This window comes from Photobacterium sp. NCIMB 13483, assembly GCF_003025475.1.
GTDB lineage: Bacteria > Pseudomonadota > Gammaproteobacteria > Enterobacterales > Vibrionaceae > Photobacterium > Photobacterium piscicola.
On record NZ_PYLV01000002.1, the window covers coordinates 288,058 to 300,507 of the forward strand.

Here is a 12,450-nt window from a genome sequence, read left to right on the forward strand (position 1 = left end):
CAGAAGTGTGAAAACATTACAATGATGTGTGTTTTATGCACAATTATAGTCAGAGGTGGAATAATGAAAGTGGGTTTTATACTTTTTCATAGGGCATTAATTACGGGAATTTCACTTAGTGCTGAGATGTTAACCAGTGCAGCTAGCCTTCGAGATCGTAAGACACAACAACAATCTCCTTTTGAAATTAAACTCATTGCTTCTACTCTTGAATCTCCAACCCTCACCGCAGGTATTCGTATTCAACCGAATATTACCTTTGAAGATCCATCTGATTTTGACATTATCATTGTGCCGCCAATGTGGGGGAACCCTATTTCATCACTATCAAAACACCCACAAATCCCTGCTTGGCTTATTAAGCAATACCATAATGGCGCACAGATCATTGCGACAGGTACTGGTGTAACTTGGTTGGCTGAAACGGGGTTATTAAATAATCAAACAGCAACGACTCATTGGTATTTTTATGATAAATTCTCACAGCGTTATCCACAAATAAAACTTAACCGTCAAGCCTCTATTACTTCAGCTAACGGGCTTTACTGCACTGAAAGTATTAACTCACAAACCGAGATGGTGTTGTATTTGATCTCTAAATATTATGGGCAAAAAATTGCCAACACTATCGAAACCCATTACGGCCACGAAATCAGTAAATCAGGTCATCAACCTTTTTATGAAATTGGCGGTCAGGTGCAATTTGATGAATCTATTGCTCAAGCGCAAGATTGGATGCAGCGCTATATGTCACAACCATTAACCTCGAAACAAATTGCACAGCATTGTGAATTACCCCTTCGTAGCTTTAATCGTAAATTTAAAGATCAAGTTGGCCAAGCCCCCCATCAATATCTACGAAAAATAAGAATGGAAACAGCCAAAGAGTTATTGCGTGATTTTGGAATGTCATTGTCTGATGTATCTGAGCAAGTAGGCTATAAAGATCCGTATCATTTTTCTACACGGTTTCAAAAAGAGTTTAATATTACGCCATCGCAATACCGTAATATGGTTAAAGCAAAAGCCTATAACGTTCAATAACTGTCGCTGAGTACAAACAAAAACGCCTAGCAATAATAGCTAGGCGTTCTGGATATAATCAGTGCTTATATGACGTCGACTAAAACTTTCGGCTAGTCACATCTTCGCATTCACCATCAATCACATTTGCTGTCGTTTGACGTTGCTGACGGAAAACACTGTTCATGGTTTCATCTTGGCCAGCAAAGCCTTCTGTAAAATTATTTTCTTCGTATTGCATGCCTTCAGCTGCAAGTTTACGTTTAATAAATGGCTTCGCAATCATTGCTGCAATACCAAGAAACAATGCCATAATGGCAGCAAAAGAAACTGCAAATAAACCGACTACAACAGCAAAAAAACCAGTAAGTAAATTTCTCATGGACACGCCTCTCTAAAATTATATCAATCAGGCCATTAGGTTATCCTAATGTTTATCTCATACCTGATAAGTCTGCTTATTCAAACATTTATTCAATACTTTTATTATCTATTTCAATAATAGCTTTCTATAAATGAACCAACAATGAACATAAGCATAAATTCGTTATCTAAACTGTGTTTTATTATACTTTATGCAGAAATGAAAGATAATTTTTATTAATAGATAAAACGTTACTATTAGTTTGCTGTTATGGCTACTTAGACGGCAAAGGCAGCGATACTGTGGATATCACACTGAATACGACTGATTTTATCGTTAGCTAATAAGAAATAAGCATCTTGTGGTAAATCTTGAGAGAAAACTTCATTGTAAGTCATGCCGACATAAACACCACGAAATACAGCGCCGGTTAACCCATGAGAAACAACAATGACATTTTCTGGCACTGAAACATCAGCCAGAAAATCTTCAATACGATCTTTAACGGCATAATAAGACTCAGCATTTGGTGCCATTAAATACCAATCACGTTGTTCACAAAGACGTGGCTGTGTTGCTTTAATATCAGGAATATATGCTTGTTCCCAATCACCTAAACAAAATTCTTGTAAGCGTGCATCTTGTACAATCTCACTTACATCAATACCTATTTGTTCAGCAACGATTGCAGCAGTTTGCATCGCACGGCCTAATGGGCTGGAATATATTGTCCATTGACGCTTATTTGCTAATTTGTTTTGTAGAGATAAACCAATCGCAGCAGCTTGATGTTGCCCCAAGTCTGTTAAGTTAGAATTACAATGTCCTTGTAAGCGCTGTTGTGCATTAAAAACTGTTTGACCATGACGTAATAAAAATATGCTTTTTGACATTGTGCCCCCTTGCGTGAGCTTTAGGTTATACCATCAAGGCATTCCCAACAATAACAAACCTAAAAACAAACAGTAATAATTCAGATTTCTTATGATTAGCCCTTAAGTTTATTACAAATAAAATTCCCATAAAAACATCACATAGCAAACGATTACCTATTTTAATTATTTGATTTTAAATATAAAAAATAAAAACACAACCGACAATAGCTCTCTTTATACCTCCAAAGCATCATGCTATGATGCCGTCCCTATTTAGCCAACGAACATATAACAGACAATTTAATACGCCTAACCTCTGCTTTGTTATAAGCAATTCGCATCTTTGGCTTATACGGATATAGCCTTTAAGTAATTCATAAAATAATTAAAAATCACTGAGAAACACTAACGATATCAATACAACTTTGTTCTCAGTCGATAACAAGAATAGAGACTATTAATGGTAAATATCATTATTGACGGTAACACATTCAAGGTAAGTCAACGTCTAACCTTGCTCAAAGCTGCTGAAGAATGTGGCATTACAATCCCATCGCTATGTAATATTGACGGTTTTCATCACAACTGTGACCTATGCGATGTTGAAATAGAACACCACGGCACAGTTAAAGCATGTCGTATTCATCCGACTGAAGGCATGGTCGTTACAACAACATCGACCGCATTAATTCAACGTCGTAAACAAGCGCTGGAACAGATTTTATCCGCACCCAATATCAGTTGCAGTGTTCCTCCTTGTCAAGTTGCTTGCCCAGCAGATGTTGATATTCAATCTTATCTCTATTTTATTGCAACCAATCAACCTCAAAAAGCCATTGAAGTCATCAAAAAAACACTACCAATGCCATTGTCTATTGGTCGTGTGTGCCCTGCTTTTTGTGAAGCGAAATGTCAGCGTAAATTGGTAGATGGTTCGATTGCGATTCGACAAATAAAACGCTATGCCGCAGATATTGATTTAGCATCATTACATGCTTATACCCCAATAAAAAAATCCACTAAAGCGCAGCATATTGCCATCGTTGGTGCAGGTCCTGGTGGACTAAGTTGTGGTTACTTCTTAAGCAACAAAGGTTACAACGTCACTATTTTTGAATCAATGCCTCAAGCTGGCGGTTGGTTACGTTACGGCATTCCAGAATACCGCTTACCTAAAGCTATTTTAGATCAAGAAATTGACATCATGTGCCGTAATGGTATGACGATTGAAACCAATAAAAAGCTGGGGACGGATTTTACGCTATCATCATTACAACACAACTATGATGCCGTCTGTTTAGCAGTTGGTGCTTCACTCGCCAGTGAAATGCATTATCAAGGAACCGATCTTAATGGGCATTATCTTGGGGTCGACTTTTTAAAAGATCAAATGCTTGATAAGCACTACACCATTGGTAAAAAAGTGGCTGTTATCGGTGGCGGCAATACAGCAATTGACTGTGCACGAACCGCTTTACGTTTAGGAGCAGACACAACCCTTATTTATCGTCGCACCCGTGATGAAATGCCGGCTGAAGTTTATGAAATTGAAGAAGCAGAACACGAAGGGGTTAAATTCCTATTTTTGACCAATCCAGTGGAAAATATTGCTGATGACAATGATCATATTTGCCAAGTGAAATTAGAAACAATGGCGTTAGGTGAACCGGATGCTTCTGGACGTTGTTCTCCTAAAGCGACAGGTGAATATATCTATGCTGAATTTGATACAGTGATAGCGGCTGTGTCACAAAAAACTAATACTGACTTTTTAGCTAACGAAACCACAGAGCTACCAATGAGTCGTTGGAATACGCTCAATACCGATGAGCACACCATGTATTCTGGCGTTGATAACATCTTTGGTATTGGTGATTTTCGTCGCGGCCCAGCCACTGCAATCGAAGCCATCGCAGATGGCCGTAAAGCAGCTCAAGCAATCGATGTGCAATTTGGTGGCAACATGGAAAAACTCTACACTGAGTCATTCCGTGAGCGCAATGTGGCTCGTGGGCATTTAATTCGCCCTGATCATGTCGATAAACTTAAAAATATTATGCGCTCATTACTTGCAGATAATAATTCAACAGATATTGAAGCTCAGCTTGAACATGCCTTAACACACGTTATGCGTAATCAAATGTCAGAGCTGCACGTAAACGCACGTCATTTAAGTTTTAATGAAGTTGAGAAAGGCTATAGCCACCAAGCGGCAATAAATGAAGCAAAACGTTGTTTAAGTTGTGGTTGTCATGATGGTAATGACTGTAAATTGCGTCATTACGCGACCGATTATCATGTTGATAAGCAATTGATCATCAGTGGATTACGTCCAATAATAGCTTAATAATATTTAGTCATAACAAAATTTTAGTGATAAAAAAGCCACTGCCAGTGTTTGTTGTAACAGCAAACACAGATAGTGGCTTTTATTTAAGCTAAATTAGCCAACCAAATTCATTGGACGTAATTTCACATATTCAAATAATTTATATTCTTCCGCCGTAGTTAGAAAATTCATAAAGTGTGTGCTTTCTAAATGCTCATCAAGATGTGCTTGAGAAAACCACACTTCTTGCATTATAAATAAACCATCGACGTTTTGATCAGCGAACAACTGGTAGCTCTCACAACCTTTTTCTAAATGCGTCGGTGCAATTAGCGACTCTAATAGTGCTTGTGCTTTTTCAATACAGTTTGGGTTTGCTTTAATTTCAGCTAATAAATAAATCATGGGTTAACACTCCGTAAAAATTTGTTCATCATGCCAGCGTGACTTAGGCACATTGGCATTAAAATCATCCGCACTATGGTAGCCAACAGGCACTACCACTAAACTAGTAAAACCTTGCGCGCTAAGATTAAACTCTTTATCTAATACATCACAATCAAAACCTTCAATCGGCACTGCATCAATCCCCATGGCTGCAACACCTAATAATAGTGAACCAATATTCAAGTACACTTGTTTTTGCATCCATTGATCAGCATCACCTAAGGTTTTTCGATGTAAATCAACAAAGAAATTACGTCCATCAACCATGCGCTGTTTTGATTGTTCATTAGAGAAACGGCCATCTTGCTGTTCAGACGCTAATAAGTCATTTAGATAATCATCATCAATAGCTGTTTTTGAGCAAAAAACGAGCACATGTGAAGCGTCCAACATTTTAGGCTTATTGAAAACATAAGGGCCTTCAGCCGATTTTGCTATACGCTGCTTGGCATCATCGGTTGCTGCGACAATAACATGCCAAGGCTGTGAATTTACACTAGAAGCACTTAATCGAATCAACGCTTTAATTTGTTGTAATTGATCATCATTCAACTTACGAGAAGGATCAAAAACTTTGGTTGAATAACGCTTTTCCGCAGCATCAACAATGCTCATATTATTTTCCTAGTACAGTATATTCTTTGAGTTCATACCATACTCTCTCATGGTAAAAAGGAAAACCTATCTAACTACCCGATTTTCCAAACTCATATTGAATATCAAATAACACTCTGTCACACATCAATTAACTTAATGCTTGCTCATCATTGATCATCTTAAACCCAGCTTGGCGACCCAACTCATATCCAGCGTTTAATTTATTTACATCACGTGTTAAACGTTTAATCAGAAAATCTTTATTTGGTACAATCGCAGTAATACGGCAATCAGCAGGTGGATTACGGATAAAATACAATGCTTTATTATACCGAGATTCTTTTGTAAGAAATTCTTGCCCAAATACAGGTGTTGTTTTGAATATTTTACGTGTTAACCACGGAACTTGATGACTATGAACAAAATTAGCCTGTGCATGAGATAAAATAACCGTAATATCACGCGCACCACGACGATAAGCTTCAATAACAGGAATAGGATCAGCAATACCACCGTCACTCATGGCAATACCATCCACTTTGGGGAAGTTACGGTAAACAATGGGTAATGCACATGTTGCTGTCATCAAGCTTTGTAAGTTATCTCGTTTCACTTCAATATAGTCAGCATCGCCAGTAACAATATTTGTTGTTGTCGCAAATAAAGGAATACCTTGGCTTTCATATTTATCAATTTCTAATGGCAGATTGTTAATACTTTCAGACCATAACCAATCAATATCGATAAGATTGCCGCCTTTAGCAAAACGAAAATAATTAATAAATGACTTACTACGCGCATACTCAGTGATGACTTGATAATTACGCTTATGGTTTTTACATAAGTAACCCATTAGCACCATTGATCCAGCAGACACACCAATCGTAAAATCAAATGGGTTATAATTTTTTTCAAGAAATGCGTCTAAAACACCCGTAGCAAAAATACCACGCATGGCACCACCTTCAACAACTAAAGCACGCTTAGGTGTATCAGTCATAAACATTTATCCTTATAAGTCATGAACCAATTAACATTTAATTGCATATGGGATTAGAATATCAATATAAGGCGAATATTACTGCACCGAATAGCAGAAAATGCCTCTTTTTATTGCATCCTTAATTTTCATGGGTATATAGCAACTAACAATAGTATGTTTAGTCAATATATACGCTATTTCAACTTATAAAAATAAAGTAAGGCCAATGCTTATTACTCATTTATTGTGATTGCATTGATAAAACAGGCATCAATACATCGTTTACAATGACGACACTTTGCAACATCAATCGTTGGTTTTTTATCCGCCAACCATAAGATCGCCTGCTCTGGGCAAACATCAACACAACTTTCACAATAACCATAAAGATTATCGCAAGTATTGCTGATTAATAACCGTGGTGGTGATTCTATTGGCTGACGTGCGAAGTGCGTAAATAACTGACGCCGACTATATTGCTTTGATTCACGCATTAAAATAGATCTTACCTGGCACTATTTCGGCATTAAACGTTTTTGCAAGAGCCACAATAAAAGCTTGACCTAACTCAGCCAACTCTCGGTAAGCTCCAGTAGGAGCAACCTGTTGAAGTAGCGCTAAATAATGTGGAGCCCAAGGCAATAAATGTTTGGATAACAACTCAGTAACCGCATCCAAATTGTTATCTTCAATTAAACTTGCGATCACCATTAACATAAGTCCAAATTGATCTTCTGGTTCATTATGGCTCGTTTCAAATTTGATGCCGTATTGTTGTAAAAATTGTCGAAAGTGGAGCGTTGAATCACCAAAGACCACCGCTTCTTTATCTAAATAAACTGATCCCCACGGCGGTGCTTTCATCTCCCCTATTCCGGTGAATAACTCATCATGCCAGACAGATAATGTATGGGGATCCGTTGCCGAAATTGCCGCTATCGTGGTATCAAACTGAGTAAAACCAGTATGATCCAAGCTTAATACCGCACTAAGGCCTACCGTTTCATACTGGCTGGGGTGGTAATAAAATAACCCACCAATAACTCGGCTCAATGTTTTTATATTTTCCATATCGCTACAAATGAACATCATTTCTCATAATCTATTAATTTACATCATTAAGTTAATAATGCTTTGAAACTATCTTACATATATTGACGCAAAACAATAAATGATAATTTCATGAAGGCATACTTTCTCCCCTCATAAAATAAAAAAGCAATGTCTTAAGGGGATAATGTGACAGATTCAAAAAAGCCACTTAGCGTCAGTCGTCGTAGCGTGCTAAAAAGTGGTTCTTTATTAGCAGCCGCAGCTGGAGGAATGTCCCTACCATTCACCAGCGTTAAAGCGATTGCTAAAGAAACCCCAGCAAAGCCCGATGAGAAAATCGTTTGGTCATCATGCACGGTGAACTGTGGTTCTCGCTGTCCTTTACGTATGCATGTCGTTGATGGTGAGATAAAATATGTTGAAACGGATAACACAGGTGATGATGTTTTCAACCATTCTCACCAAGTCCGTGCCTGTCTACGTGGCCGTTCAATGCGTCGTCGTGTCTACAACCCTGATCGCCTTAAATACCCATTAAAACGTATCGGCAAACGTGGTGAAGGTAAATTTCAACGTATTAGTTGGGATGAAGCATTCGATATTATTGGCAATAACTTAAAACATACCATTAAAGAATATGGTAATGATGCAGTTTATCTTAACTACGGTACAGGCACACTTGGTGGCACTGTGACGAAAAGTTGGGATCCATCTAGCACGCTAATTGCACGAATGATGAACCTTTGTGGTGGTTACCTAAACCATTATGGTGACTACTCAGCTGCCAACATTGAGCGTATGAGTGACTTTTTCTACGGTTCATTTATTGATAACAACAGTGTTGATGATGTACAAAATGCTGATTTGTGCATTATGTTTGGTAATAACCCAGCAGAAACACGTATGTCTGGTGGCGGCCAAGTTCATAGTTTTGTTGATGGCCAGCAAATCAGCCATACCCGCACAATTTGCATTGATCCTCGTTACACCGACACCGCTAGTGGCCGTGAAGATCAGTGGGTTCCAATTAAACATGGAACAGATGCCGCATTATGTGCCGCTATTGCCCATGTATTAATTACTGAAAATAAAGTTGATCAAGCTTTCCTTGATAAATATTGTGTTGGCTATGATGCCAAAACATTACCAGTATCAGCGCCTAAAAACGGCAGTTACAAAGACTATATTGTCGGTAATGGCGATGATAAAACACCAAAAACGCCCCAATGGGCTGCGCCTATTACCGGTATTCCTGCTGACATTATCATTAAATTAGCCCGTGAAATTGGTAACTCAAACCGTACTTACATCACTCAAGGTTGGGGATTACAACGTTCAGCTAATGGTGAGCAAGCTTGTAAAGCTATCATGATGCTGTCGCTTCTACGTGGCCAAGTGGGTCTTCAAGGTGGTGGTACAGGAGCACGAGAAGGTAGCCATAGTTACCCATTTGTACGCTTCCCTAAAGTCGCCAACCCAGTGAAAGCCTCTATTCCGATGTTCCTTTGGACTGATGCCATTTTCCGCGCCCATGAAATGACAGATAAAACAGACGGAATCTTAGGTGCAGAAAAACTCAATAATCCAATTAAATTCATTTGGAACTATGCTGGTAACTGTTTGATAAACCAGCATTCAGATATCAACCGTACCCATGATATTCTACAAGATGAAAAAGCATGTGAAATGATCGTTGTTATCGATAACCACATGACATCATCCGCTAAATATGCAGATATTGTTCTGCCTGACTGTACTACATCAGAACAATCTGACTTCTGTATGGACGGTGCTGCTGCATCTATGCCTTATTTCATCTTCGCTAGCCAAGCCATCAAACCCCGTTTTGAATGTAAGCCAATCTACGACATTATGTCAGGTGTGGCTAAGCGTATGGGTGTTGAAAAAGCCTTTACTGAAGGACGTACTCAAGAGCAATGGTTACAGTGGATGTATGCTGAAACTGTTAAGCAAAATAATGACGCAAATTTACCTGATTACGACACAATGCGTAAGCAAGGGATCTATAAGAAACAATTTGATCGTCCGTATGTGCCATATGAAGATTTCCGTGCTGATCCCATTGCCAATCCACTTGCAACACCATCAGGGAAAATTGAAATCTATTCCGAACAGCTAGCAGTTATAGCAAAAGAATGGACCCTAAGTGACGATGAGAAAATTACACCGATCGCTGAATATCACTCAACATTTAATGGTTGGGATTCAAAAGATCGTGAGCAATTCCCACTGCAGTTAACGGGTTTCCACTACAAAGCTCGTGCCCATTCAACTTATGCTAACGTTGATATTTTAAAAGCCGCAGCACCACAAGAGTTATGGATGAACCCTATTGATGCGACACCTCGTGGCATTAAAAATGGCGATCTCGTCAGTGTACGCAGTAAACAAGGTGAAATGAATGTTCGCGTAAAAGTGACGCCTCGTATCATGCCCCATGTCACTGCACTTGGCGAAGGCGCTTGGTATTCACCTAACAGCAAAGGTGTCGATCAGGCCGGTTCAATTAATGTATTAACCACTAGCCGTCCAAGCCCGCTGGCGAAATCTAATCCATCTCACACTAACCTTGTTGAAGTGAAACTTGTGAAAAGCATGGGAGTTGCGTAATGACACCGAAAAAACAATACGGCTTTTACATCGATTCAAGTAAATGTACTGGTTGCAAAACTTGTCAATTATCATGCAAAGACAATAAAGATCTAGGTATTGATCGTAACTTTCGTCGAATCTATGAGTATGTAGGGGGTAACTGGAGTGAAAACAATGGTGTATTCCGCCAAGACGTTTTCTCTTATTACCTGTCAATTTCATGTAATCATTGTGATGATCCCGCTTGTACAAAAGTGTGCCCATCAGGTGCAATGCATAAGCGTGAAGAAGATGGCTTAGTGGTCGTCAATGAAGATGTTTGTATTGGCTGTAAATATTGCCATATGGCATGTCCTTATGGCGCACCACAATATAGCGAAGAAAAAGGTCATATGACCAAATGTGACGGCTGTTTTGAACGCGTCGCTGAAGGATTAATGCCTATCTGTGTCGATAGTTGTCCATTACGCGCAATTGAATTTGGCGAGATCGGTGAATTACGTAAAAAATACGGCACTAATGCTAATTGTGCACCATTACCTGATTCAAATATTACCCATCCAAACTTAATCATTAAGCTAAATCCAAATGGTAAGCCCGTTAATGATACCAGTGGATTTCTGCAAAATCCTCGGGAGGTAAAATAATGTTATATCCTGAATTACCTTTAGTCGTGTTTACTGTGCTAGCACAAACTGCTGTTGGTGGCTATATCACTATGGCAGGCCGTTTATCCCAAATGGACTCAACAGCAAAACAGCGTCAACCGCTGGTGCTTAGTATGTTTATTTTATGGGCATTTATGGCGATAGGTTTCGCGGCATCAACCATGCACCTTGGTAGTCCTTTACGTGCATTTAATGCCTTAAACCGTGTCGGTCACTCTGGTTTATCAAACGAGATCCTAACCGGTAGCTTATTCTTTGCTTTAGGTGGTATTTATTGGCTTGCTGAACTGTTTAAAATTGCGAGTGAGCATGCGTTAAAAATTGCCCGTATTGTTGTCAGTATTGCTGGTGTTATTTTTATGGCAGCGATGATCAAAGTCTATTTGATCAATACCGTTCCAGTATGGGATAGCAGTTTCACTTACGTCGAGTTTATTGGCACCGTATTAATGTCAGGTGTATTACTCGGTTACGTACTATTAAACCTAACAGGTGCAACAACCCCAACGTTAAACGCTAAATTAGCTACATTTGGTGTCGTTATTATTTCACTTCATCTAGTGATAACAGCTTGGCAATTAGTGAGTATCGCTGAAATAACAACATCAATTCAGACGGGTGCTGAACATTTAGCCATTTATTCAGGATCAATTATTACCCGTTTGCTATTGCTCGTTATTGCGGGTGGCTTATGGTTATTCTCTGCATTTAAATCATCTCAGACAATATCAGTTACTGCCTTAAGTAGCCTTGCTTTTGTGATTATGTTTGCAGCAGAAATCATCGGACGCGGAGTGTTTTACGGCTTACACTTCACCGTCGGGCTATTATAATTTAATCGATTATATCAGGCTTAAAACACCCAAATAAAAACAACGCCATATTGTCTCATCCTTTATGATAAAGATAAGACATATGGCGTTTTTTAGTTAATCTTTTTGACGGCCGTAAACTTTAACGCCTGCACGAGTACCATCAGAATTACCGTACACTTCTAGCTTCTTCACACAACGTTTGTATGAAAATTTACGCCAGCTCGTTTCTTGATTTTTCTTCAGATCCCGATGGAAAGAAACATTACGCGTTTCACCATTTCTAAATGTTACTTTAATACGTTCAAGGTGTAAGTTACGTTCTGCTTTTACTTTAATTGCGTCGGTATTACGGCACACGACTAATGGTATTTTTGCGCCATGATCACCGATTTCAAGCAAAATCGTGCGACCAAGCGTTATTTGGTCATAAGCATGTGCTACTGACATGCAGCCAAAGAAACTTACAGCAACAAATAGATAAGAAACCGCTTTTTTTATATTCATGATCTAATAAATAAATGAACGAGAAATGGCCGCTATCGTAGCGTAAATTCTAAAAAAAACGAGTAAACAATTAGCGATCAAATAAACCAGCGATCACACATTAATCTCATCAATATTTATTAATGCGTCAATATTAACTATAAAAAATAACCAGTATGGATTTTTATCATTAATCAATCA

13 protein-coding genes are annotated in these 12,450 nt (G+C 38.7%); 5 read left to right on the forward strand and 8 right to left on the reverse strand.

Going from position 1 to position 12,450, the window contains the following annotated elements:
* Positions 1-63: 63 nt before the first annotated feature.
* A complete protein-coding gene (locus C9I86_RS03270) occupies positions 64-1,044 on the forward strand; it encodes a GlxA family transcriptional regulator (protein ID WP_080156070.1) in 981 nt (326 codons plus the stop codon).
* Between the two features lie 79 nt (positions 1,045-1,123).
* Here the strand turns inward: C9I86_RS03270 and C9I86_RS03275 are convergent, their stop codons facing one another.
* Both C9I86_RS03275 and C9I86_RS03280 read right to left on the reverse strand, forming a co-directional pair.
* Positions 1,124-1,405: a hypothetical protein gene (locus C9I86_RS03275; RefSeq protein WP_080156071.1), complete on the reverse strand. Its 282-nt coding sequence runs from the start codon at positions 1,403-1,405 to the stop codon at positions 1,124-1,126.
* Positions 1,406-1,665: 260 nt separating this feature from the next.
* A complete protein-coding gene (locus C9I86_RS03280) occupies positions 1,666-2,280 on the reverse strand; it encodes a histidine phosphatase family protein (protein WP_107275612.1) in 615 nt (204 codons plus the stop codon).
* A 442-nt stretch (positions 2,281-2,722) separates the two neighbouring features.
* Between C9I86_RS03280 and C9I86_RS03285 the strand changes: the two genes are divergently transcribed.
* A complete protein-coding gene (locus C9I86_RS03285) occupies positions 2,723-4,609 on the forward strand; it encodes an FAD-dependent oxidoreductase (protein ID WP_107275613.1) in 1,887 nt (628 codons plus the stop codon).
* 96 nt (positions 4,610-4,705) lie between these two features.
* Here the strand turns inward: C9I86_RS03285 and C9I86_RS03290 are convergent, their stop codons facing one another.
* The 5 genes from C9I86_RS03290 to C9I86_RS03310 all read right to left on the reverse strand — a co-directional run bounded on the left by C9I86_RS03290 (position 4,706) and on the right by C9I86_RS03310 (position 7,688).
* Complete coding sequence (locus tag C9I86_RS03290) at positions 4,706-4,996, reverse strand: putative quinol monooxygenase (protein ID WP_107275614.1); 291 nt, start codon at positions 4,994-4,996, stop codon at positions 4,706-4,708.
* 3 nt (positions 4,997-4,999) lie between these two features.
* The gene (gene nfsB, locus C9I86_RS03295; protein ID WP_080156075.1) at positions 5,000-5,653 is read right to left on the reverse strand and encodes an oxygen-insensitive NAD(P)H nitroreductase; all 654 of its coding nucleotides are present in this window, start codon (positions 5,651-5,653) and stop codon (positions 5,000-5,002) included.
* Between the two features lie 130 nt (positions 5,654-5,783).
* Positions 5,784-6,635 (reverse strand): patatin family protein, encoded by an 852-nt coding sequence (locus C9I86_RS03300; protein WP_080156076.1) that lies wholly within the window; start codon positions 6,633-6,635, stop codon positions 5,784-5,786.
* A gap of 215 nt (positions 6,636-6,850) precedes the next feature.
* Positions 6,851-7,111, reverse strand: a complete 261-nt coding sequence (locus C9I86_RS03305) for an ATP-binding protein (RefSeq protein WP_080156077.1) — start codon at positions 7,109-7,111, stop codon at positions 6,851-6,853.
* Entirely contained in the window at positions 7,104-7,688 is a 585-nt protein-coding gene (locus C9I86_RS03310; RefSeq protein WP_235865774.1) for a molecular chaperone TorD family protein, read from the reverse strand. The genes C9I86_RS03305 and C9I86_RS03310 overlap by 8 nt, the downstream gene beginning before the upstream one ends.
* Positions 7,689-7,856: 168 nt before the next feature.
* On the opposite strand from C9I86_RS03310, the gene C9I86_RS03315 reads away from it, so the two are divergent.
* Genes C9I86_RS03315 through C9I86_RS03325 form a run of 3 tightly spaced genes read left to right on the forward strand, consistent with a single transcriptional unit; the run spans position 7,857 to position 11,784 of the window.
* On the forward strand, positions 7,857-10,301 hold the full coding sequence (locus C9I86_RS03315) for a DmsA/YnfE/YnfF family dimethyl sulfoxide reductase (RefSeq protein ID WP_107275615.1): 2,445 nt from the start codon (positions 7,857-7,859) through the stop codon (positions 10,299-10,301).
* The gene (locus C9I86_RS03320) at positions 10,301-10,930 is read left to right on the forward strand and encodes a DMSO/selenate family reductase complex B subunit (RefSeq protein WP_080156080.1); all 630 of its coding nucleotides are present in this window, start codon (positions 10,301-10,303) and stop codon (positions 10,928-10,930) included. The genes C9I86_RS03315 and C9I86_RS03320 overlap by 1 nt, the downstream gene beginning before the upstream one ends.
* The gene (locus C9I86_RS03325; protein WP_107275616.1) at positions 10,930-11,784 is read left to right on the forward strand and encodes a DmsC/YnfH family molybdoenzyme membrane anchor subunit; all 855 of its coding nucleotides are present in this window, start codon (positions 10,930-10,932) and stop codon (positions 11,782-11,784) included. The genes C9I86_RS03320 and C9I86_RS03325 overlap by 1 nt, the downstream gene beginning before the upstream one ends.
* Positions 11,785-11,880: 96 nt before the next feature.
* On the opposite strand, the gene C9I86_RS03330 is transcribed toward C9I86_RS03325, so the two are convergent.
* On the reverse strand, positions 11,881-12,270 hold the full coding sequence (locus C9I86_RS03330; protein WP_080156082.1) for a DUF2541 family protein: 390 nt from the start codon (positions 12,268-12,270) through the stop codon (positions 11,881-11,883).
* Positions 12,271-12,450: the final 180 nt, after the last annotated feature.

What these genes read in the sequence shown, in the direction of transcription:
- C9I86_RS03280 (WP_107275612.1), bottom strand. Translation starts at nt 2,280, where the DNA reads ATGTCAAAAAGCATATTTTTATTACGTCATGGTCAAACAGTTTTTAAT.
- C9I86_RS03300 (WP_080156076.1), bottom strand. Translation starts at nt 6,635, where the DNA reads ATGACTGATACACCTAAGCGTGCTTTAGTTGTTGAAGGTGGTGCCATG.
- C9I86_RS03325 (WP_107275616.1), top strand. Translation starts at nt 10,930, where the DNA reads ATGTTATATCCTGAATTACCTTTAGTCGTGTTTACTGTGCTAGCACAA.
- C9I86_RS03290 (WP_107275614.1), bottom strand. Translation starts at nt 4,996, where the DNA reads ATGATTTATTTATTAGCTGAAATTAAAGCAAACCCAAACTGTATTGAA.
- C9I86_RS03330 (WP_080156082.1), bottom strand. Translation starts at nt 12,270, where the DNA reads ATGAATATAAAAAAAGCGGTTTCTTATCTATTTGTTGCTGTAAGTTTC.
- C9I86_RS03285 (WP_107275613.1), top strand. Translation starts at nt 2,723, where the DNA reads ATGGTAAATATCATTATTGACGGTAACACATTCAAGGTAAGTCAACGT.
- nfsB (WP_080156075.1), bottom strand. Translation starts at nt 5,653, where the DNA reads ATGAGCATTGTTGATGCTGCGGAAAAGCGTTATTCAACCAAAGTTTTT.
- C9I86_RS03275 (WP_080156071.1), bottom strand. Translation starts at nt 1,405, where the DNA reads ATGAGAAATTTACTTACTGGTTTTTTTGCTGTTGTAGTCGGTTTATTT.
- C9I86_RS03270 (WP_080156070.1), top strand. Translation starts at nt 64, where the DNA reads ATGAAAGTGGGTTTTATACTTTTTCATAGGGCATTAATTACGGGAATT.
- C9I86_RS03310 (WP_235865774.1), bottom strand. Translation starts at nt 7,688, where the DNA reads ATGGAAAATATAAAAACATTGAGCCGAGTTATTGGTGGGTTATTTTAT.
- C9I86_RS03320 (WP_080156080.1), top strand. Translation starts at nt 10,301, where the DNA reads ATGACACCGAAAAAACAATACGGCTTTTACATCGATTCAAGTAAATGT.
- C9I86_RS03305 (WP_080156077.1), bottom strand. Translation starts at nt 7,111, where the DNA reads ATGCGTGAATCAAAGCAATATAGTCGGCGTCAGTTATTTACGCACTTC.